This is a genomic window from Cronobacter condimenti 1330, from assembly GCF_001277255.1.
In the GTDB taxonomy this organism is placed as follows: Bacteria; Pseudomonadota; Gammaproteobacteria; order Enterobacterales; family Enterobacteriaceae; genus Cronobacter; species Cronobacter condimenti.
Window position 1 is genome coordinate 3,555,237 of sequence record NZ_CP012264.1, and the last position, 20,357, is coordinate 3,575,593.

General features: G+C 54.8%; 18 protein-coding genes. 7 read left to right on the forward strand and 11 right to left on the reverse strand.

Annotated elements, in window-relative coordinates; genetic code table 11:
• Window positions 1-99: 99 nt before the first annotated feature.
• From argO to epd, 5 genes are all read right to left on the reverse strand, one after another.
• Window positions 100-735 (reverse strand): arginine exporter ArgO, encoded by a 636-nt coding sequence (argO, locus tag AFK62_RS16210; protein WP_053532028.1) that lies wholly within the window; start codon window positions 733-735, stop codon window positions 100-102.
• Between the two features lie 145 nt (window positions 736-880).
• Window positions 881-1,810, reverse strand: coding sequence for a small-conductance mechanosensitive channel MscS (locus AFK62_RS16215; RefSeq protein WP_007669201.1), 930 nt, complete (start codon window positions 1,808-1,810; stop codon window positions 881-883).
• 189 nt (window positions 1,811-1,999) lie between these two features.
• Window positions 2,000-3,076: a class II fructose-bisphosphate aldolase gene (gene fbaA / locus AFK62_RS16220; protein ID WP_007669203.1), complete on the reverse strand. Its 1,077-nt coding sequence runs from the start codon at window positions 3,074-3,076 to the stop codon at window positions 2,000-2,002.
• A gap of 96 nt (window positions 3,077-3,172) precedes the next feature.
• The gene (gene pgk, locus AFK62_RS16225; RefSeq protein WP_007669209.1) at window positions 3,173-4,336 is read right to left on the reverse strand and encodes a phosphoglycerate kinase; all 1,164 of its coding nucleotides are present in this window, start codon (window positions 4,334-4,336) and stop codon (window positions 3,173-3,175) included.
• Window positions 4,337-4,411: 75 nt separating this feature from the next.
• On the reverse strand, window positions 4,412-5,431 hold the full coding sequence (gene epd, locus AFK62_RS16230) for an erythrose-4-phosphate dehydrogenase (protein WP_007669216.1): 1,020 nt from the start codon (window positions 5,429-5,431) through the stop codon (window positions 4,412-4,414).
• A 351-nt stretch (window positions 5,432-5,782) separates the two neighbouring features.
• Between epd and AFK62_RS16235 the strand changes: the two genes are divergently transcribed.
• Complete coding sequence (locus AFK62_RS16235) at window positions 5,783-6,910, forward strand: ADP-ribosylglycohydrolase family protein (protein ID WP_007669221.1); 1,128 nt, start codon at window positions 5,783-5,785, stop codon at window positions 6,908-6,910.
• Between the two features lie 52 nt (window positions 6,911-6,962).
• Here the strand turns inward: AFK62_RS16235 and tkt are convergent, their stop codons facing one another.
• Entirely contained in the window at window positions 6,963-8,954 is a 1,992-nt protein-coding gene (gene tkt, locus AFK62_RS16240) for a transketolase (protein WP_007669223.1), read from the reverse strand.
• Between the two features lie 281 nt (window positions 8,955-9,235).
• On the opposite strand from tkt, the gene loiP reads away from it, so the two are divergent.
• Window positions 9,236-9,994, forward strand: coding sequence for a metalloprotease LoiP (gene loiP / locus AFK62_RS16245; protein WP_032984207.1), 759 nt, complete (start codon window positions 9,236-9,238; stop codon window positions 9,992-9,994).
• A 98-nt stretch (window positions 9,995-10,092) separates the two neighbouring features.
• Here the strand turns inward: loiP and speB are convergent, their stop codons facing one another.
• From speB to AFK62_RS23145, 4 genes are all read right to left on the reverse strand, one after another.
• On the reverse strand, window positions 10,093-11,013 hold the full coding sequence (speB, locus tag AFK62_RS16250; protein WP_007669228.1) for an agmatinase: 921 nt from the start codon (window positions 11,011-11,013) through the stop codon (window positions 10,093-10,095).
• A 247-nt stretch (window positions 11,014-11,260) separates the two neighbouring features.
• Entirely contained in the window at window positions 11,261-13,237 is a 1,977-nt protein-coding gene (speA, locus tag AFK62_RS16255) for a biosynthetic arginine decarboxylase (protein WP_053532029.1), read from the reverse strand.
• Between the two features lie 8 nt (window positions 13,238-13,245).
• Window positions 13,246-13,377 (reverse strand): acid stress response protein YqgB, encoded by a 132-nt coding sequence (gene yqgB / locus AFK62_RS22290; protein WP_129232840.1) that lies wholly within the window; start codon window positions 13,375-13,377, stop codon window positions 13,246-13,248.
• An 87-nt stretch (window positions 13,378-13,464) separates the two neighbouring features.
• Complete coding sequence (locus AFK62_RS23145; protein ID WP_420864731.1) at window positions 13,465-13,611, reverse strand: hypothetical protein; 147 nt, start codon at window positions 13,609-13,611, stop codon at window positions 13,465-13,467.
• A 409-nt stretch (window positions 13,612-14,020) separates the two neighbouring features.
• Between AFK62_RS23145 and metK the strand changes: the two genes are divergently transcribed.
• Window positions 14,021-15,175 (forward strand): methionine adenosyltransferase, encoded by a 1,155-nt coding sequence (metK, locus tag AFK62_RS16260; RefSeq protein WP_053532030.1) that lies wholly within the window; start codon window positions 14,021-14,023, stop codon window positions 15,173-15,175.
• 414 nt (window positions 15,176-15,589) lie between these two features.
• Entirely contained in the window at window positions 15,590-16,984 is a 1,395-nt protein-coding gene (locus AFK62_RS16265) for a sugar porter family MFS transporter (RefSeq protein WP_007669238.1), read from the forward strand.
• A gap of 60 nt (window positions 16,985-17,044) precedes the next feature.
• Here the strand turns inward: AFK62_RS16265 and AFK62_RS16270 are convergent, their stop codons facing one another.
• Window positions 17,045-17,890, reverse strand: coding sequence for a nucleoside-specific channel-forming protein Tsx (locus AFK62_RS16270; RefSeq protein ID WP_053532123.1), 846 nt, complete (start codon window positions 17,888-17,890; stop codon window positions 17,045-17,047).
• Between the two features lie 358 nt (window positions 17,891-18,248).
• Here AFK62_RS16270 and AFK62_RS16275 point away from each other — a divergent pair, with 358 nt between their 5' ends.
• From AFK62_RS16275 to rsmE, 3 genes are all read left to right on the forward strand, one after another.
• Complete coding sequence (locus tag AFK62_RS16275; protein ID WP_032984224.1) at window positions 18,249-18,749, forward strand: SprT family zinc-dependent metalloprotease; 501 nt, start codon at window positions 18,249-18,251, stop codon at window positions 18,747-18,749.
• Window positions 18,750-18,837: 88 nt separating this feature from the next.
• The gene (gene endA, locus AFK62_RS16280) at window positions 18,838-19,545 is read left to right on the forward strand and encodes a deoxyribonuclease I (protein ID WP_007669246.1); all 708 of its coding nucleotides are present in this window, start codon (window positions 18,838-18,840) and stop codon (window positions 19,543-19,545) included.
• Between the two features lie 74 nt (window positions 19,546-19,619).
• On the forward strand, window positions 19,620-20,351 hold the full coding sequence (gene rsmE, locus AFK62_RS16285; RefSeq protein ID WP_007669250.1) for a 16S rRNA (uracil(1498)-N(3))-methyltransferase: 732 nt from the start codon (window positions 19,620-19,622) through the stop codon (window positions 20,349-20,351).
• The last annotated feature ends 6 nt before the right edge of the window (window positions 20,352-20,357 follow it).

The following is a 20,357-nucleotide window of genomic DNA, read 5'->3' on the forward strand; positions in this document are numbered from 1 at the left end:
CTCCTCCATGCTGCGTGCAAGTGAAACCGCCCGCCAGAGACAGTCGGGCATCTGCCTGCAAGCTTAGCGGGTCGGCGCCGAATGTCTATCGGAGAAGGCTTAGTGGCCGAGCGCAGACAGATGATTTACCCCGTCGCGCGCTAGCTGAAAGGCAATAAACCACATCACCAGTCCCACCAGCAGATTTATCGTCCGTTGCGCCCGTACGGTGCGAAGCCGCGGAGCAAGCCAGGCGGCAAGCAATGCGAGGCTGAAAAACCAGATAATCGACGCGCTGATGGTTCCCAGCGCGAACGCGCGTTTTGGCAAGGCATCCAGCTGACCGCCCAGGCTGCCGAGTACCACAAACGTATCAAGATAGACGTGCGGATTAAGCCAGGTGACAGCAAGCATCGTCGTGATGATGCGAATTCTCCCCTGCTTCATCACTTCTGCCGAGGCGAGTTCAGGATCTCCGCTCATCGCGGTTCTGAATGCCCCAAAGCCATACCAGAGTAAAAACGCCACGCCGCCCCAGGTGACGAGCGCCAGCAACCACGGGGACTGCATCAGAATAGCGCTACCACCAAAAATACCGGCACAGATTAAAACGATATCGCTTAACGCGCACAGTGAGGCAATCATCAGGTGATACTGACGGCGAATGCCCTGATTCAGCACAAACGCATTTTGCGGGCCAAGCGGCAGGATCATCGCTGCCCCAAGGGCAATCCCCTGAAAATAAAAAGTTAACACGTTGCATTCCTGAATAATTAAGAGTGTATATGCTCAGTGTAGAGGGGCGTTTTCATTAGCAAAAACGAATAATATTAATCGCTAATAAGGGATTTTAATATTAAGAGATAAAAAAAGGCCTGCGCAAGGCAGGCCATTGTAAGGATTACTGGCCGTCGGCCGGTTTTTCCTGCGGCGCTTCAGGCTGCGTGATAATGCCTGGCTTCGGCTGAACGTTTTCTTCAACATCCACTTTGACGGGTTTGTAGTGCACATCCATCTGTGGATAAGGAATGCCGATATTGTTGGCATCCAGTGTTTTCTTAACACGCTCCAGCACGTCCCAGTACACTACCTGCAGATCGCTGCTTTTGCTCCAGATGCGGATCACGAAGTTAACAGATGAGGCGCCCAGCTCATGCATGCGCACGGTCATTTCACGGTCTTTCAGGATACGTTCGTCAGACTGAATAATTTCCGTCAGCAGCGCGCGAACTTTATCGATATCGGCGTCGTAAGAAACACCGATGATCAATTCATTACGGCGCACCGGCTCGCGCGAGAAGTTGATAATGTTGCCGGCAATGATTTTCCCGTTCGGCACCACAACAATACGGCCATCCGGCGTACGAAGGGTGGTGGAGAAGATTTGTACATTCAGCACGGAGCCTGCCACGCCGCCAAGATCAACATATTCACCCGCACGGAAGGGGCGGAAAGTCACCAGCAACACGCCTGCCGCGAGGTTTGAAAGCGAGCCCTGTAACGCCAGACCGACGGCCAGACCCGCCGCACCGAGCACAGCGATAACCGAGGCCGTCTGAACGCCAACACGTCCCAGTGCGGCAATCAGCGTAAAAGCGATAATCCCATAACGGACAAGCGCTGAGAGGAAATCGGCGACCGTCGCGTCAATATGGCGGGCAACCATGACACGGTTAAGCGCATTAGAGATAGCGCGCGCCACCATCATCCCGACAATAATGATGGCAATTGCCGCGACAATATTCACGGCATAACTGATAAACAGCGCCTGGTTGCGCACCAGCCAGCCGCCTGCGTTGTTGATACTGTCTATTACATGTAAATCATCCATTCGCGATCCTTTCCCCTGGTCGGGTAATTAATAAACTGCCTGAATGAGGCAGCGAGGATTGTTAAAGGGTAAACAAAACCTCTGCGCTCTGCCAGTCAGCAGGGCTTGAATCAGATTCCTATTGTGTTGATATTCAAAAAAGAAAGGCCCACCAGAGGTGGGCCTTTTGGGGCGATACGGTAAAGAAAATTACAGTACGTCGACCGCGTTCAGCTCTTTGAAAGCCTGCTCCAGACGAGTCACCATGCTCGCCTGCGCAGCGCGCAGCCATACGCGCGGATCGTAGTATTTCTTGTTCGGCTGATCTTCGCCTTTCGGGTTGCCCAACTGACCCTGCAGGTAAGCTTCGTTTTCTTTGTAGTACTTCAGGATACCTTCCCAGGTTGCCCACTGGGTGTCAGTATCGATGTTCATTTTGATAACGCCGTAGCTGACGGAATCTTTGATTTCCTGAGCGGAAGAACCGGAACCGCCGTGGAACACGAAGTTCAGGCTGTTGTGCGGCAGGTTGTGTTTCTTAGAAACATAATCCTGAGAGTCGCGCAGGATGGTCGGGGTCAGCTTAACGTTACCCGGCTTGTAAACGCCGTGCACGTTACCGAAGGATGCGGCAATGGTGAAACGGTGGCTGATAGCGTTCAGTTTGGTGTACGCATAGTCAACGTCTTCCGGCTGAGTGTACAGCGCAGATGCGTCCATATGGCTGTTGTCCACGCCATCTTCTTCACCGCCAGTGCAGCCCAGTTCGATTTCCAGGGTCATGCCCATTTTGGACATGCGCTCCAGGTATTTGGAACAGATTTCGATGTTCTCTTCCAGAGACTCTTCAGACAGGTCAATCATGTGAGAAGAGAACAGCGGTTTGCCGGTAGCGGCAAAGTGTTTTTCACCCGCGTCCAGAAGACCGTCGATCCACGGCAGCAGTTTCTTCGCGCAGTGGTCAGTGTGCAGAATAACCGGCACGCCATAGTGTTCAGCCATCTGGTGAACGTGGTGCGCGCCAGAAATAGCACCCAGAATAGCCGCCTGCTGGCCTTCGCCTTTAAAGCCTTTGCCTGCGATAAACGCGGCACCGCCGTTAGAGAACTGAACGATAACCGGCGCTTTTACTTTCGCAGCGGTTTCCAGTACGGCGTTGATGGAATCGGTACCCACGCAGTTAACTGCCGGCAGCGCGAAATGGTTTTCTTTAGCTACCTGGAATACTTTCTGTACGTCGTCGCCAGTCACGACGCCCGGTTTGACGAAATCAAAAATTTTAGACATGTTTCGTTGTCCTGTATGTGTATCTTCGACCGTTGAAAAGGGTAAGCGAGCTTTCAGGCACGCTGAAAAAGAGGCGGGAAACCCCGCCTGCTTAAATTACTGCTTTGCGCGCTCTTCGAGCATCGCAACTGCCGGCAATACTTTGCCTTCCACGAATTCGAGGAACGCGCCGCCGCCAGTGGAGATGTAGGAGATCTTGTCGGCGATGCCGAACATGTCGATAGCGGCCAGAGTGTCGCCGCCGCCCGCGATGGAGAATGCGTCGCTTTCTGCGATGGCGCGAGCCACAATTTCAGTACCTTTGCGGAAGTTCGGGAATTCGAACACACCAACCGGGCCGTTCCACAGAATAGTTTTGGCGTTTTTCAGGATTTCAGCCAGTTTTTCAGCGGAAACGTCACCCATATCCAGAATCTGCTCTTCGTCTTTGATATCAGAAACAGATTTCAGGGTAGCCGGCGCGGTTTCAGAGAACTCAGTCGCCACGCGAACATCAGTCGGGACCGGGATATCGCAGGTGGTCAGCAGACGCTTAGCTTCATCAACCAGATCGGCTTCGTACAGGGATTTACCCACGTTGTGGCCCTGGGCTGCAACGAAGGTGTTAGCGATGCCGCCGCCGACGATCAGCTGGTCAGCGATTTTAGACAGGGAATCCAGCACGGTCAGTTTGGTAGAAACTTTAGAACCACCAACGATGGCGACCATCGGTCGAGCCGGCTCTTTCAGCGCTTTACCCAGCGCGTCCAGTTCTTCTGCCAGCAGCGGGCCTGCGCATGCCACATCAGCGAATTTACCTACGCCATGGGTGGATGCCTGCGCGCGGTGCGCGGTACCAAACGCATCCATGACAAATACGTCACACAGCGCGGCGTATTTTTTGGACAGCGTTTCGTCGTCTTTCTTCTCGCCTTTGTTAAAGCGAACGTTTTCCAGAACCACCAACTCGCCTTCAGCAACTTCAACGCCGTCGAGGTAATCTTTCGCCAGACGAACCGGCGCGTTCAGTTTGTCTTTCAGGTAGTTCACTACCGGCAGCAGAGAGAATTCTTCGTTGTATTCGCCTTCGGTCGGGCGACCCAGGTGGGAGGTCACCATCACTTTAGCGCCCTGTTTCAGAGCCAGTTCGATGGTCGGCAGAGACGCGCGGATACGCGCATCAGAGGTAACTTTACCCTCTTTTACCGGAACGTTGAGATCGGCACGGATCAGAACGCGTTTACCTGCCAGATCCAGATCGGTCATCTTAATTACAGACATGGTGAATCCTCTCGTTGATTCTTAAAGTTTTGCAGATGCCCTATGTACAGCCCGAAAGCAGTAACGCAGGACACCTTACCTGAAACCAATAGCTGCCATCGCTAACGTGGTGTCGAGCATCCGGTTAGCGAAGCCCCATTCGTTATCGCACCAGACCAGCGTTTTAATCAGGTGCGCTCCACTCACCCTTGTTTGGGTGCCGTCCACAATGGCGCTGTGTGGATCGTGGTTAAAATCTGTTGAGACCAACGGTAATTCCGTATAGTCAACTATACCATGAAATGCACCCTGTGCCGCTTTTTGCAGCAACAGGTTGACTTCATGGGCTTTTACTGCTTTTTGCACCGTCACGCTTAAATCAATCGCCGTCACGTTAATAGTAGGCACGCGCACGGCAATAGCCTCAAAACGGTCATGAAATTTAGGAAAAATACGCGTTATACCCGCTGCAAGCTTAGTATCGACCGGAATGATGGACTGACTCGCCGCCCGTGTGCGGCGCAAATCCGGATGATAGGCATCGATAACCTGTTGATCGTGCATTGCAGAATGAATGGTCGTCACGGTGCCGGATTCAATCCCGAACGCGTCGTCAAGCAGCTTAATGATGGGAATAATGCAGTTGGTCGTGCAGGAGGCGTTAGAAATGATTCGATGCTCCGCGCGCAGCGCATCTTCGTTGACGCCGTAAACAACCGTTGCGTCGAGGTCATTGCCGCCAGGATGTGAGAAAAGGACCTTTCGTGCGCCCGCTTCCAGATGGGCGATGCCATCGGCGCGGCTGCCATACACCCCGGTGCAATCAAGCACAACGTCGACATTCAGCGCTTTCCAGGGGAGCGCTGGGATCTCAGGCTCATGCAGCAGACGGATCACATCATTGCCAATCCAGAGCTGCTCTCCTTCCTGGCGAACATCCCACGCGAAGCGGCCATGACTCGTGTCATACTTCAGTAAATGCGCGATGCCCGCTGCGTCGGCCAGTTCATTAATGGCGACCACACTGATTTCCGCGCGACGGCCGGACTCATACAACGCACGAACTACGTTGCGCCCGATGCGACCGAAGCCATTAATCGCTACGCGTAAGGTCATATATCTCCTGCCAGAATCCCGGTTATGAAGAGGCCGACAGAGTAATGCAGCCGCCTTTCCAGGGGAATCCTCGCCCGTCACAAACTACAACCGTTTGATGGATTGTCGAACAATCATTCGACTGAAACGCTTCAGCAAGAATAAGCGAAACATGGAATAAAAGGAATGATAACGCAGCGAAATGAAACCAACTTCTGACCTGCATCACATTTTTTCCGGAATAAATTCCATAGTTACACGTTTGATTTTCGATAACGGATGAAAAAGTACGCATCCTGCGAGAAAGTAAGGGTTACGCAGCATGCCCTCTTCCTGAAATGGGCATCGCTTCACGTTAACAAAGGGAAAAAGATGACGTATCCAGAACAGTACGAAAACGTACCGAATCTACGCGCACGTTTTCGCGGCTGCCTGCTCGGCGGCGCGGTGGGGGATGCGCTTGGCGGTCCGGTTGAATTTTTGAGCCTGTCGGAAATTATCACGCGCTACGGCGCGCCAGGCGTAAAGGATTACGAACACGCCTGGGGCGGAAAAGGTAAAATCACCGACGATACCCAGATGACATTGTTTACCGCCGAAGGGTTACTACGAGCGTGGACACGCGCGTCTGTGCGCGGCATCGGCCCGGCGTTCACGTCCGTCACTGCCCATGCTTATTTGCGCTGGCTACTGACGCAGGGCGAGCGCAACCGACACGATCTGCTGGATACGGCCTCGCTTTCTGGCTGGCTAATCCGCCACGAGGCCCTCTTCCATCCACGCGCGCCGGGTGCGACTTGCCTCACCGCGCTGCGCGAAATGCGTGCTTTCGGGGAGCCTGCCCGTAACCATAGCAAAGGGTGCGGCGGTGTGATGCGCGTAGGGCCAGTAGGCCTGTTTTATGTGCGATACCCTGAACAAGATGGCCTGCAGGCCGCGTTTGATACCGGCTGCCAGCTTGCGGCACTCACGCACGGTCATCCGACCGGGTATCTTACCGGCGGTGTGCTGGCGGCATTGATTTTCCAGCTCGTTAAGGACGTACCGCTGGAGACAGCCCTGGATGGTGCAGTCGCATTGTTAGTCCGTGCACCCGGCCATGACGAAACGCGGCGTGTGCTTGAACGTGCCCGCGAGCTTGCCGGTTCGCCGCGCTCAGCTGAAGAGCCTGTTAGCGCACTCGGCGAAGGCTGGGTCGCGGAAGAAGCGCTCGCCATCGCGGTTTATTGCGCGCTGCGCGCCCGCTCGTTTGAAGAGGGCGTCTTGATGGCGGTGAATCACAGCGGCGATTCCGATTCCACTGGCGCGATTGCCGGCAATCTGCTGGGCGCGATGTATGGCCTGACGGCAATTCCCGAGCACTGGCAGACGCGGCTTGAACTCAACGCGGTGATTCAGGAAATGGCAGACGATCTGCTGGCGTACCGCGACTGGCAGATTTCAGACTATGACGACACGCCGACTGCCCGTGCGTTACGCGAAAAATATCCGGGCGACTGAGACCAAAAAAAAGGGAGGCCAGTGGCCTCCCGTTTTCATCAGTGGCGAACGATTACAGAATCGCTTTCGCCTGGCTTACTACGTTATCTACGGTAAAGCCGAACTCTTCAAACAGCTGCTCAGCCGGGGCCGATTCCCCGAAGGTGGTCATGCCCACTACCGCGCCGTTCAGGCCAACATATTTGAACCAGTAATCAGCGATACCCGCTTCAATCGCTACGCGCGCGCTCACCGCTTTCGGCAACACGGCTTCGCGGTATGCCGCATCCTGTTTGTCGAACACGTCGGTGGACGGCATAGAGACCACGCGGGCTTTCACGCCTTCCGCTGCCAGTTTATCGGCTGCGGCAACCGCCAGTTCAACTTCTGAACCGGTCGCGATGAAGATCAGCTGCGGCTGGCCGTCGCAATCTTTCAGAACGTACGCGCCACGGGCGATATCCGCCAGTTGCTGCTCGCTACGCGGCTGCTGCGCCAGGTTCTGACGGGAGAAAATCAGCGCGGTCGGGCCATCGTGACGCTCAACAGCGTATTTCCACGCCACGGCAGATTCTACCTGGTCACACGGACGCCATGTGCTCATGTTCGGGGTCACGCGCAGGGCCGCCAGCTGTTCAACAGGCTGGTGAGTCGGGCCATCTTCGCCAAGACCGATCGAGTCGTGGGTATAAACCATCACCTGACGCTGTTTCATCAGCGCCGCCATACGTACTGCGTTACGGGCATATTCCACGAACATCAGGAAAGTCGAGGTGTATGGCAGGAAACCGCCGTGCAGCGCAATACCGTTCGCGATAGCGGTCATACCGAATTCGCGCACGCCGTAATGAATGTAGTTGCCCGCAGCATCTTCATTAATAGCTTTAGAACCAGACCAGATAGTCAGGTTGCTCGGGGCGAGGTCAGCAGAGCCGCCCAGGAATTCCGGCAGCAGTTTGCCGAAAGCTTCGATGGCATTCTGAGACGCTTTACGGCTGGCGATTTTCGCCGGGTTTGCCTGCAGATTAGCAATGAACGCCTGCGCTTTAGCCGCAAAGTCGGACGGCATTTCGCCTTTCATACGACGGGTGAATTCAGCCGCTTCCTGCGGGAACGCTTTCGTGTAGGCAGCGAATTTTTCGTTCCAGGCGCTTTCTTTTACCTGGCCCATCTCTTTGGCATCCCACTGCGCGTAAATTTCCTGCGGGATAACAAATGGTTCGTATTTCCAGCCCAGTTGCTCGCGGGTCGCTGCGACTTCAGCCTCGCCCAGCGGCGCGCCGTGGGAGTCGTGCGTACCAGCTTTGTTCGGCGAACCGAAACCGATGACGGTTTTGCACATCAGCAGAGACGGTTTGTCGGTAACGGAACGTGCTTCTTCGATAGCGCGTTTAATGGAATCTGCGTTGTGACCGTCAACGCCACGCACAACGTGCCAGCCGTAGGCTTCAAAGCGTTTCGCGGTATCGTCAGTGAACCAGCCTTCAATGTGGCCGTCGATAGAGATGCCGTTGTCGTCGTAGAACGCTACCAGTTTACCAAGACCCAGCGTACCGGCCAGGGAGCAAACTTCGTGGGAGATGCCTTCCATCATGCAACCGTCGCCCATAAAGGCGTAGGTGTAATGGTCAACAATGTCATGTCCCGGACGGTTGAACTGCGCCGCCAGCGTGCGTTCGGCAATAGCCATACCGACAGCGTTCGCGATGCCCTGCCCGAGCGGCCCCGTCGTCGTTTCCACGCCCGGCGTGTAACCGACTTCCGGATGCCCCGGCGTTTTAGAGTGCAGCTGACGGAAGTTTTTCAGTTCTTCAATCGGCAGATCATAACCGGTGAGGTGCAGCAGGCTGTAAATCAGCATAGAGCCATGACCGTTAGACAGCACAAAACGGTCGCGGTCTGCCCAGGAAGGGTTCTGCGGGTTATGGTTCAGGAAATCACGCCACAGGACTTCGGCAATGTCAGCCATGCCCATCGGGGCACCCGGATGGCCGGATTTGGCTTTTTGTACTGCGTCCATGCTGAGCGCACGAATAGCATTGGCAAGCTCTTTACGAGAGGACATTTTGACTCCAGATCGGATAGTTGAAGGCCACGCCTTGTTAACGGCTTGACTACTACGCGTTATGGGCTACGCCCGAAAAATTGTCCCACAATGTAACCCAAGCGGCTGGGCATGTACATGGAGCATCCTTTTGTCCGATAAGAAATCTCTGGAAGCCGGTCGCGGTTTGCGCAACTTGCTCGCCGCGCATGCGCAAACCTCTTTATACTTAGCCGCAAGCCAGCGAAACCGTTCGCGGCGATGGTCAATGAATACCTCAAACGGAGCGTGGAAGGCTTACGATGAAAATGCGCGCGATAGCACTGAGTATGACCGCAGCAGTCCTGCTGAGCGGTTGCCAAAACATGAATTCTAACGGCCTGCTAAGTTCAGGTGCCGAGGCGTTCCAGGCCTATACCTTAAGTGACGCGCAGGTGAAAGCGCTGAGCGACGAAGCCTGTAAAAAGCAGGACAGCAAAGCGAAAATCGCGCCCGCGAACAGCCAATATACGCAGCGACTGAATAAAATCGCCGCGGCGCTGGGCGACAACATCAATGGCCAGCCGGTGAACTATAAGGTTTACCTGGAAAAAGACGTCAATGCGTTTGCGATGGCGAACGGCTGTATCCGCGTATATAGCGGTCTGATGGATATGATGAGCGATAACGAAGTGGAAGCGGTGATCGGGCACGAAATGGGCCACGTCGCGCTCGGCCATGTGAAACGCGGAATGCAGGTGGCGCTTGGCACCAACGCAGTACGCGGCGCGGCGGCGTCTGCAGGCGGCATCGTCGGCAGCCTGTCGCAGTCGCAGATTGGCGAACTCGGCGAACAGCTCGTGAATGCGCAGTTCTCACAGCGTCAGGAGTCCGAGGCGGATGACTACTCCTACGATCTGCTGCGTAAGCGTGGCATCAATCCGTCGGGCCTCGCCACAAGCTTTGAGAAACTGGCGAAGCTCGAAAAAGGCCGTCAAAGCTCGATGTTTGACGATCACCCGGCTTCTGAAGCGCGCGCGCAACACATTCGCGATCGCATGAAGGCCGATGGGATTAAGTGAGATATTGTCATGCCGCAGAGCAGTTTCGCCTACGGCATGATGACGGTATTGCCATTTTGTTAGCCCGGTAAGCGCAGCGCCACCGGGCAACACAGCATTTACTCGCCTTTCTTCGCAGCCTGGATGTAGAGCATCTCCAGCGCCAGCGTCGCCGCGGCAAGCGCCGTGATATCAGACTGATCGTATGCCGGCGCAACTTCGACGATATCCATACCGACGATGTTCAGATCCTGAATGCCGCGCAGCAGTTTCAGCGCACGATCGGAGGTCAGGCCGCCGATAACCGGCGTACCGGTGCCTGGTGCAAAGGCCGGATCCAGACAGTCGATATCAAAGGTCAGGTAAACCGGCATATCGCCGACAATCTGTTTCACCTGCGCAACCACATCATCCACAGTACGGTCGTTCACCTGCGGCGCGTCCAGCACGGTAAAGCCGTTATCTTTGTCGAATTCGGTACGAATGCCGATCTGCACAGAGCGGGTCGGGTCGATCAGGCCTTCGTTCGGCGCGGTGTAGAACATGGTGCCGTGGTCAAATTCGCAGCCATTCGCGTAGGTGTCGGTATGCGCATCGAAATGAACCAGCGCCATTTTCCCGAAGTGCTTCGCGTGCGCGCGCAGCAGCGGCAGCGTCACGAAATGGTCACCGCCAAAAGAGAGCATACGCTTACCGGCTGCCAGCAGTTTTTCCGCGTGCGCCTGCAGTTTTTCGCTCATTTCGCGCGCGTCGCCAAAGGCATACACCAGATCGCCGCAATCCACGACGTTCAGGCGCTGGCGCATATCGAAATCCCACGGGAAGCGGTTGCCTTCCCATGCCAGGTTGGTCGAAACCTGACGGATGGCGGCAGGTCCGAAGCGGCTGCCCGCACGGCCGGAGGTTGCCATGTCGAACGGAATACCGGTAATCACCCACTCAGCGTCGCTTTCATATGGCATGAAGTTGAGCGGCAGGCGTAAAAAACCAAAGGCGTTGGAAACCAGGGAGTTGTCGTACTGATGGCCTAAGGTGTTCATGAATCTGACCTCTTGTTTAAGGTTGAGACGTTAGATAAAAAAAATCCCCTCCGCGTCGTTAAACCCGACGAGGAAGGGATTGATTTTTGAATCGCTGATTGGCGCGAATTATCGCCGTTAATACAGACGGGTTCAAGTGAGTATAGCAAATGCCGCACTGGCGACATTTCACCCACAAGAAGCCGCTTCGCCTTGTCAGACGTACGCTCGAAGGCCCGGTGAATAGCGCGCCACCGGGCACGTGCGGTTACTCGTCTTCCAGATAGGTGTAGCCGTAAAGACCACTCTCGAACTCTTCCAGGAACTGCTGTTGCAGCGTCGCATCCAGATCGGTCTGTTTGACCTGATCGCGGAAGTGCGTCAGCAGCGTATCCGGGTCAAGCTGTACGTAGCGCAGCATATCGGCCACGGTGTCGCCTTCGTCGGAAAGCTCCACTTCTACGCTGCCATCCGGGAACACAAACACGTCCACCGCTTCGGTATCACCAAAGAGGTTATGCATGTTGCCCAGGATCTCCTGATACGCGCCTACCATAAAGAAGCCCAGCGGCGGCGGGTTTTCTGGATCGTATTCCGGCAGCGGCATGGTGGTCGCAATGCCGTCGCCATCGACATAGTGATCGATGGTGCCGTCGGAGTCGCAGGTAATATCGAGCAGCACGCCGCGGCGCGTTGGCGCATGATTCAGCCCTTCCAGCGGCAGCACCGGGAAGAGTTGATCAATACCCCAGGCATCCGGCATCGACTGGAACAGCGAGAAGTTGACGTAGATCTTATCCGCCATGCGCTCCTGCAATTCATCGATAATCGGGCGATGCGCGCGGTTTTGCGGATCGAGCTGCTTTTGCACTTCCTGGCAGAGGCTCAGGTAAAGCTGTTCCGCCCAGGCACGCTCCTGTAACGTATACGACCCTGATGAATAGCCGGTGTGAATATCGTGCAGATCCATCTGGCTGTCGTGCAGCCATTCACGCAGCGAACGGCGCGTACCCGGCTCATGCATCTCCTGCCAGGTTTCCCACATGCTTTGCAGCGGACGCTGGGCGTCTTCTGCTGGTGCACTCGGCTCGGTATATTCGTTACGCTCAACGCCGATAATATTAGACACCAGCACTGTGTGGTGCGCGGTCACCGCCCGGCCCGATTCGGTTATCACCGTCGGGTGCGGCAAGCCGTTTTCTTCACACGCATCGCCAATAGCCCAAATAATGTTGTTAGCGTATTCATTCAGCCCGTAGTTGACAGAGCAATCGGACTGCGAACGGGTGCCTTCATAATCCACGCCCAAGCCGCCGCCCACGTCGAAGCACTGAATATTCACACCAAGCTTATGCAGCTCAACGTAGAAGCGGGCGGATTCACGTACGCCGGTTGCGATGTCGCGAATGTTGGCCATCTGCGAACCGAGATGGAAGTGCAACAGTTGCAGGCTTTCCAGACGGTCCGCCTCACGCAGCATCTCTACAAGCTGCAACACCTGCGTCGCCGCGAGGCCGAATTTCGATTTCTCGCCGCCGGAAGATTGCCACTTGCCGGACCCCTGTGACGCCAGACGCGCACGCACGCCAAGGCGCGGGATAACGTTCAGGCGCTCGGCCTCTTCCAGCACGATTTTAATTTCCGACATTTTCTCGATGACCAGATAGACCTTGTGGCCCATCTTCTCGCCGATCAGCGCCAGACGAATGTATTCGCGGTCTTTATAGCCGTTACAGACGATAACGCTGCGGGTCATGCCCGCGTGCGCCAGCACCGCCATCAGCTCCGCTTTGGAGCCGGCTTCCAGGCCCAGCGGCTCGCCGGAGTGGATGAGAGATTCAATGACGCGACGATGTTGGTTTACCTTAATCGGGTACACCAGGAAGTAATCGCCGTGATAACCATAGGATTCACGGGCGCGCTTGAACGCCGCGTTAATAGAACGCAGGCGATGTTGCAGGATCTGCGGGAAGCAGAACAGCGCCGGCAGGCGTTGGCCCTGGGCTTCGCGCTCCTTAACCAGCCTCGCGAGATCGACGCGCGCTTCGGGGACGTCCGGATCGGGGCATACGCTGATATGGCCCAGTTCGTTGACGTCGTAGTAGTTATTGCCCCACCAGGCAATATTGTAAGTACGCAGCATCTTGCTGGCTTCCTGGGAGCTCATTGCAACCTCCTGCATGGAACGTAGTACACCCTGTTCGCCCGCTGACGAAGGCGAAGATGCAAAGATGTCGTCAGACATAGCGAACCTCAAATTTGTGAAGAAAGTGTAAAACAGTTAACTACTATCGCAGCGTTACACTGTGATAACAACCCATAAACAGCAGAGTTATCCAGCACATAGTGCTGACCACCCTGCCGCGCGACCGGTTTCTTATTCATATCATTGTAAAACACGTAACCGAACTCCGTATGACGGGTCGGCGAAACCACGAGAAAACTCCTGACGTCAGGAGAGCCCTTGTTCAGTTATCGCAAGCCTTGACCGGCCCGGGAATCCTGAGAAGCGCCGAGATGGGTAGAACATCGGCAGGTTTGCAAAAAAGAGATGCAGGTTGCGGGGGAAAAACGCACGCCAGAATGGCATGGCAGATTAAGCGAATAACGACGGTTCATTATCTGGTATCACCTCCACGCCAGCCCTTGTGTGACCAGCGATAAGCCAAAGCTAAAATTCACTCTCAGCCCGGCTGGAAGTGGCGACACGGAGATTGATTCCATGTGCTTTTTTGCAGAAGCCGCGCGCGCCGTTTTATACCGGGAACAGGGGTAAAAAGCAAAACAAAAAAGCCCCCTTTGCCACCCTTGTCAGGAATAATTGCCACCGCTGCGTTTGAGGCATCAAAAACTGCTGGAAATCGGATTAAGATTTAACCTAGAATAGCCATCCAGATGTTAATCCATCTATACCGATTAACACTTAGCCTTCCTGTGTGTTTACCTGCATGGCCGCAGAATTTTCTTCTAAGATGGCACCGACACACGGTATGCTGAGCCAATTGATTTATCCAGGGTGAAACAAAACATGGCAAAACATCTTTTTACCTCTGAATCCGTCTCAGAGGGACATCCCGATAAAATTGCGGACCAGATCTCCGATGCAGTGCTGGACGCTATTCTTGAGCAGGATCCGAAAGCGCGCGTGGCGTGCGAAACATACGTGAAAACCGGTATGGTGCTGGTCGGCGGTGAAATCACCACCAGCGCGTGGGTTGATATCGAAGAGATTACCCGCAAAACCGTCCGCGACATCGGCTACGTTCATTCCGATATGGGCTTTGACGCTAACTCTTGCGCCGTACTGAGCGCCATCGGCAAACAGTCCCCGGACATTAACCAGGGCGTTGACCGCACCGACCCGCTTGAGCAGGGCGCGGGCGACCAGGGCCTGATGTTCGGTTACGCCACCAACGAAACCGACGTGCTGATGCCAGCGCCGGTGACCTATGCGCACCGTCTGGTACAGCGTCAGGCTGAAGTGCGTAAAAACGGCACGCTGCCGTGGCTGCGCCCGGATGCGAAAAGCCAGGTCACCTTCCAGTATGACGCCGGCAAAATTGTGGGTATCGATGCGGTCGTGCTCTCTACGCAGCACGCTGAAGATATCGAGCAGCACGCGCTCCACGAAGCCGTCATGGAAGAGATTATTAAGCCGGTTCTGCCTGCTGAATGGCTGAACGAATCCACCAAATACTTCATTAACCCGACGGGCCGTTTCGTTATCGGCGGACCGATGGGCGACTGCGGTCTGACTGGTCGTAAGATCATCGTCGATACCTACGGCGGCATGGCGCGCCACGGCGGCGGCGCGTTCTCCGGTAAAGACCCGTCTAAAGTTGACCGTTCGGCTGCGTACGCCGCGCGTTACGTTGCGAAAAACATCGTGGCCGCAGGTCTTGCTGACCGTTGCGAGATCCAGGTGTCCTACGCGATTGGCGTCGCCGAGCCAACCTCCATCATGGTGGAAACCTTCGGCACTGAGAAAATCGCAACCGAGCAGCTTACCCTGCTGGTACGTGAGTTCTTCGACCTGCGTCCGTACGGCCTGATCCAGATGCTGGATCTGCTGCACCCGATCTACAAAGAGACCGCCGCTTACGGTCACTTTGGTCGCGAACACTTCCCGTGGGAAAAAACCGACAAAGCGCAGGTTCTGCGCGATGCTGCCGGTCTGAAATAATCCTTCGGGTCGTCTGAGTAAAGGCCAGCCTTGTGCTGGCCTTTTGCTTTTTGGGCGACAACCCCGTCACACCTCTTCCTCTTTACCGCCAGCGGCTATACTTCTTGCCACTCATGCTGATCGAAGAACAATGAAACCGATTACATGAGCAGGAAAACAGCCAGTTTTTCAGAATTGTCTTTATGCAAATGGCTATTCTGCATCTTGTTACATTCCACTTCAGCTTAGTCTGAATTTCTTCCCGCCGCTTCGTTTCTGTCTACACTAATTAACTGATAAAAAACGGGTTAAGTGATTTACGCAAGCTGACAATAGTGTAACCGATTACACGCACGTGACTGATATCACATATTTTTACGTTACGCTAACTTACCCTTTACGACGATAAAACCAATAACCCAACTGGAGGGCAGTATGCCTGACAATAAAAAACAGGGGCGTTCAAACAAGGCCATGACGTTCTTCGTCTGTTTTCTCGCGGCCCTGGCGGGACTTCTTTTCGGCCTGGACATCGGCGTGATTGCGGGCGCGCTGCCCTTCATCACTGAAGATTTCAATATCACCCCCCACCAGCAGGAATGGGTGGTCAGCTCCATGATGTTCGGCGCTGCGGTCGGCGCGGTCGGCAGCGGCTGGCTCTCTTCACGTCTCGGACGTAAATACAGCCTGATGATTGGCTCGATACTGTTTGTTATCGGCTCCCTCTGCTCGGCGTTCGCGCCGAATGCGGAAGTGCTGATTATCTCCCGCGTGCTGCTGGGCCTAGCGGTGGGTATCGCCTCTTATACCGCGCCGCTTTACCTTTCCGAAATTGCGCCGGAGAAGATCCGCGGCAGCATGATCTCCATGTATCAGTTGATGATCACCATCGGGATCCTGGGGGCGTATCTTTCTGATACCGCGTTCAGCTACAGTGGCGCCTGGCGCTGGATGCTTGGCGTCATCACCATTCCGGCGCTTCTGCTGCTTGTCGGCGTCTTTTTTCTGCCGGACAGTCCGCGCTGGTTCGCCGCGAAGCGTCGTTTTCACGATGCCGAGCGTGTCTTGCTGAAGCTGCGTGATTCCAGCGCAGAAGCAAAACGCGAGCTTGAAGAGATCCGCGAAAGCCTGAAGGTGAAACAAAGCGGCTGGGCGCTGTTTAAAGACAACAGCAACTTCCGTCGCGCCGTGTTCCTCGGCATCTTGTTGCAGGTAATGCAGCAGTTCACCGGCATGAACGTCATCATGTATTACGCGCCGAAAATCTTCGAGCTGGCAGGCTATTCCAACACCACCGAGCAGATGTGGGGCACCGTGATTGTTGGCCTGACCAACGTTCTCGCGACCTTTATCGCCATCGGCCTGGTGGATCGCTGGGGCCGTAAACCGACGCTCATTCTGGGCTTCGTCGTCATGGCAACCGGTATGGGTATTCTCGGTACGATGCTGCATATGGGCATCGACAGCCCGGCAGGCCAGTACTTCGCTGTCGCGATGCTGCTGATGTTCATCATCGGTTTCGCCATGAGCGCCGGTCCGCTGATTTGGGTACTGTGCTCAGAAATCCAGCCGCTGAAAGGCCGCGATTTCGGTATCACCCTCTCTACCGCGACCAACTGGATTGCGAACATGATTGTGGGCGCGACGTTCCTGACGATGCTCAACACGCTGGGCAACGCGCCGACTTTCTGGGTCTACGCCGGTCTCAACCTGTTCTTCATCGTGCTGACTATCTGGCTTGTGCCAGAAACCAAGCACGTGTCGCTGGAGCACATTGAGCGTAACCTGATGAAAGGCCGCAAACTGCGCGATATCGGTTCAAACGACTAAGTTCGCCGGATACGATAAAAAAGGGATGCCTGGCATCCCTTTTTCTTTTGAGACTGGTGCTTAAAACGCATATCCCACCGTAAAATAGCCGGCCCACCCTGTCGCCTTTACATAGAAATCGCCGTCACCAAAATTCAGTTTGGCATTATCTTTCCACTGTCCGCCATTATGGAAATAACGCGCCGTGACGGAGGTTTTCCAGTGTGCCCAGGTCAGCGCCAGAATATGCGTGGAGGCAATGGAATCGTTTGTGCGTGATTTATCCCTGTCGCCAAGCTCTGAGCCAAAATCAAAATTAGTAAAGCCGACATAAGAAAACTGCGCGCCGAAAATCCGGGTAATCGGGACATTGTATTTCACCTTAAAGCGATAACCATCCCATTCATTTTCATTCGCGGCCGCATAATTCTGCCACTGATATTTAGCATAAATATCCAACGCTAATGATACCGGCGATCCGGTATCAATATCCGTTCCCAGCCCCATATACCACGTACTTTGTCGGGAGGCTCTGTTATCGCCCATATCGTAAATATAGTTATTGGCGAAATACCACTCTTTAAACGGGCCAAACGCCAGCGAGACGTCCATTAGCTTATCGAGTGAAAAGCGCGGCTCGATTTCAGTAAAGACAGGTGAGCCATCATCCCAGGCGCCGTGGTCAGGCGGGTTACCGACGCCAAAAAATTTGGGAATATCGACGTAGCCATAAAAATCAAACCAGTCTTTTTTCCCGAAAGCCGTATATTCCGGATAGAGATCGTTGGTTAATATTGGACCAAAACGCGTATGGTAACGCCCAATCACATTTATACTCTGATGCCACCAGTCTGATAAATATTCGTCCTGCGCATACGACGGACAGGAGGAAAGAAGAGACAACGCGAATAACCATCCTTTTTTCATCATCAGGGTTCCTTTAACATGTTCATCGCATCAGGCGCTAAACGTGCGTCTGATAAATAGCAATATCTTCCTGCCTGCATTACGCGATGCAGGAAATAGCTTTATGAAAAACACTTACTTTGGCGTACTGATTTAAGAGCCACTCAGCAGCGTCCCATTTAATGCACGCTTACGGATCCATTCTGTGATTCTCTGCGCAATATAATAAAAGGATGGCTGCCAATAACGTCTGTTATTACACGGCACGGTGGGAATAAATCGAAATATGACGAATGTTGTATTTGTATGACTGAAATAACAATAAGACGAATAACGGCAAGGATTGTTATCAACGGAGCGAAAGGCTATGCTTTTCGCCATGAAAACCCCACGTCTCCCTATTGCCCTTCAACAGGCCATGATGCGCAGCCTGCGCGACGCGCTCGCGCGCGCCAATCAGAAGCTTGGGCGTAACTATCCGGAGCCGAAGCTTGTTTACCAGCAGCGCGGCACCGCAGCGGGTACAGCCTGGCTTGAAAACTATGAAATTCGCTTAAATCCGGTATTGCTGATGGAAAATCAGCAGGCGTTTATCGATGAGGTGGTTCCTCATGAACTGGCCCATCTGCTGGTCTGGAAACATTTTGGCCGCGTACCACCGCACGGCAAAGAGTGGAAATGGATGATGGAGAGCGTGCTTGGCGTCCCGGCACGCCGCACGCACCAGTTTGAACTTGATTCAGTGCGCGCCAATACCTTCCCCTACCGCTGCCGTTGCCAGCAGCATCAGTTGACCGTCCGCCGCCATAACCGCGTCATGCGTGGCGAAACCCAGTATCGCTGTGTGCGCTGCGGCGAGACGCTGGTCGCAGAAAGCTGACGCTTTCAGGAAATTTCTGGCAATAACCGATTGCTTCCGGCTCCCTCCTTCGTTACGTTGCGAACACCTTCGGACAAGGAACTGGAAGATGTCTCGCAAAATTACACTGGCGGCGGCGCTGTGCCTCGCTTTCACCGCACCTGCTGCGCTGGCGGCCGGTATCAATAGTTTCAGCCAGGCCAAAGCCGCCGGCGTGAAAATCAACGCTGACGCCCCAGGCGATTTCTATTGCGGCTGCCCCATTACCTGGCAGGGTAAAAAGGGTATTCCCGATCTTAAAGCCTGCGGCTATCAGGTACGTAAAAGCGAAAACCGCGCCTCGCGCATCGAGTGGGAACATGTGGTGCCCGCCTGGCAGTTCGGCCACCAGCGCCAGTGCTGGCAGGAAGGTGGGCGTAAAAACTGCAGTAAAGATCCGGTCTACCGCGAAATGGAAACCGATCTTCATAACCTGCAACCCGCCGTCGGTGAGGTCAACGGCGACCGCGGCAATTTCCTCTACAGCCAGTGGCGCGGCGGTGAAGGTCAGTACGGCCAGTGCGAAATGAAAGTTGACTTCAAAAATAAACAGGCCGAACCGCCTGCCCGCGCCCGCGGCGCTATTGCCCGCACGTATTTCTATATGCGCGATAAATATCAGCTCAACCTGTCTCGCGCCCAGACGCAGCTTTTTGAAGCCTGGAACAAGCTCTATCCGGTGACGGCGTGGGAATGTACCCGCGACGCACGCATCGCCAAGGTACAGGGCAACCATAACCCCTACGTACAGCAGGCTTGCCAGGGGCAAAACCGCTAACCTACACTACCGGGCAATTGTTAACGCAGGGCTTGCCGCGCGATGCCGCAAGCCCCTTTTACCGGAAGAAGCCCATGCGAATTCCCCGCATCTATCACCCCGAGCCGCTCGTCGTCGGGCGTGAAATCGCCCTTGATGAAGACGCCGCCAATCATGTTGGCCGCGTACTGCGTATGAACGCAGGCCAGGCGCTGCAACTGTTCGATGGCAGCAATCAGGTGTTTGCCGCTGAAATCACGCAGGCGAGTAAAAAAAGCGTGCTGGTCACGGTACTGAGCAGTGAAGAGGCGAACCGCGAGTCGCCGCTCTTTTTACATCTGGGCCAGGTGATGTCGCGCGGCGAGAAAATGGAATTTACCATTCAGAAGTCGATTGAACTGGGCGTTAGCGTGATAACCCCGCTCTTTTCCGAACGCTGCGGCGTAAAGCTTGATGAAGAGCGACTCAATAAAAAACAACAGCAGTGGCAGAAAATCGCTATCGCCGCCTGCGAGCAGTGCGGGCGCAACGTCGTGCCGGAAATCCGCCCGGCGATGGATCTGGAGGCCTGGTGCGCGGAGCCTGACAGTGGCCTGAAGCTCAATCTTCATCCGCGTGCTGCGCACAGCATCAATACCCTGCCTCAGCCCGTTGAGCGCGTACGTCTGCTTATCGGCCCGGAAGGCGGACTCTCCGCCGATGAAATTGCCATGACTGCACGTTATCAGTTTACTGATATCCTGTTAGGACCACGCGTTTTGCGCACAGAGACCACTGCGCTCACCGCCATCACCGCACTTCAGGTGCGCTTTGGCGATCTGGGCTAAAGGAGA

What these genes read in the sequence shown, in the direction of transcription:
- AFK62_RS16215 (WP_007669201.1), bottom strand. Translation starts at nt 1,810, where the DNA reads ATGGATGATTTACATGTAATAGACAGTATCAACAACGCAGGCGGCTGG.
- fbaA (WP_007669203.1), bottom strand. Translation starts at nt 3,076, where the DNA reads ATGTCTAAAATTTTTGATTTCGTCAAACCGGGCGTCGTGACTGGCGAC.
- pgk (WP_007669209.1), bottom strand. Translation starts at nt 4,336, where the DNA reads ATGTCTGTAATTAAGATGACCGATCTGGATCTGGCAGGTAAACGCGTT.
- epd (WP_007669216.1), bottom strand. Translation starts at nt 5,431, where the DNA reads ATGACCTTACGCGTAGCGATTAATGGCTTCGGTCGCATCGGGCGCAAC.
- AFK62_RS16235 (WP_007669221.1), top strand. Translation starts at nt 5,783, where the DNA reads ATGACGTATCCAGAACAGTACGAAAACGTACCGAATCTACGCGCACGT.
- tkt (WP_007669223.1), bottom strand. Translation starts at nt 8,954, where the DNA reads ATGTCCTCTCGTAAAGAGCTTGCCAATGCTATTCGTGCGCTCAGCATG.
- loiP (WP_032984207.1), top strand. Translation starts at nt 9,236, where the DNA reads ATGAAAATGCGCGCGATAGCACTGAGTATGACCGCAGCAGTCCTGCTG.
- speB (WP_007669228.1), bottom strand. Translation starts at nt 11,013, where the DNA reads ATGAACACCTTAGGCCATCAGTACGACAACTCCCTGGTTTCCAACGCC.
- speA (WP_053532029.1), bottom strand. Translation starts at nt 13,237, where the DNA reads ATGTCTGACGACATCTTTGCATCTTCGCCTTCGTCAGCGGGCGAACAG.
- yqgB (WP_129232840.1), bottom strand. Translation starts at nt 13,377, where the DNA reads ATGAATAAGAAACCGGTCGCGCGGCAGGGTGGTCAGCACTATGTGCTG.
- AFK62_RS23145 (WP_420864731.1), bottom strand. Translation starts at nt 13,611, where the DNA reads ATGAACCGTCGTTATTCGCTTAATCTGCCATGCCATTCTGGCGTGCGT.
- metK (WP_053532030.1), top strand. Translation starts at nt 14,021, where the DNA reads ATGGCAAAACATCTTTTTACCTCTGAATCCGTCTCAGAGGGACATCCC.
- AFK62_RS16265 (WP_007669238.1), top strand. Translation starts at nt 15,590, where the DNA reads ATGCCTGACAATAAAAAACAGGGGCGTTCAAACAAGGCCATGACGTTC.
- AFK62_RS16270 (WP_053532123.1), bottom strand. Translation starts at nt 17,890, where the DNA reads ATGAAAAAAGGATGGTTATTCGCGTTGTCTCTTCTTTCCTCCTGTCCG.
- AFK62_RS16275 (WP_032984224.1), top strand. Translation starts at nt 18,249, where the DNA reads ATGAAAACCCCACGTCTCCCTATTGCCCTTCAACAGGCCATGATGCGC.
- endA (WP_007669246.1), top strand. Translation starts at nt 18,838, where the DNA reads ATGTCTCGCAAAATTACACTGGCGGCGGCGCTGTGCCTCGCTTTCACC.
- rsmE (WP_007669250.1), top strand. Translation starts at nt 19,620, where the DNA reads ATGCGAATTCCCCGCATCTATCACCCCGAGCCGCTCGTCGTCGGGCGT.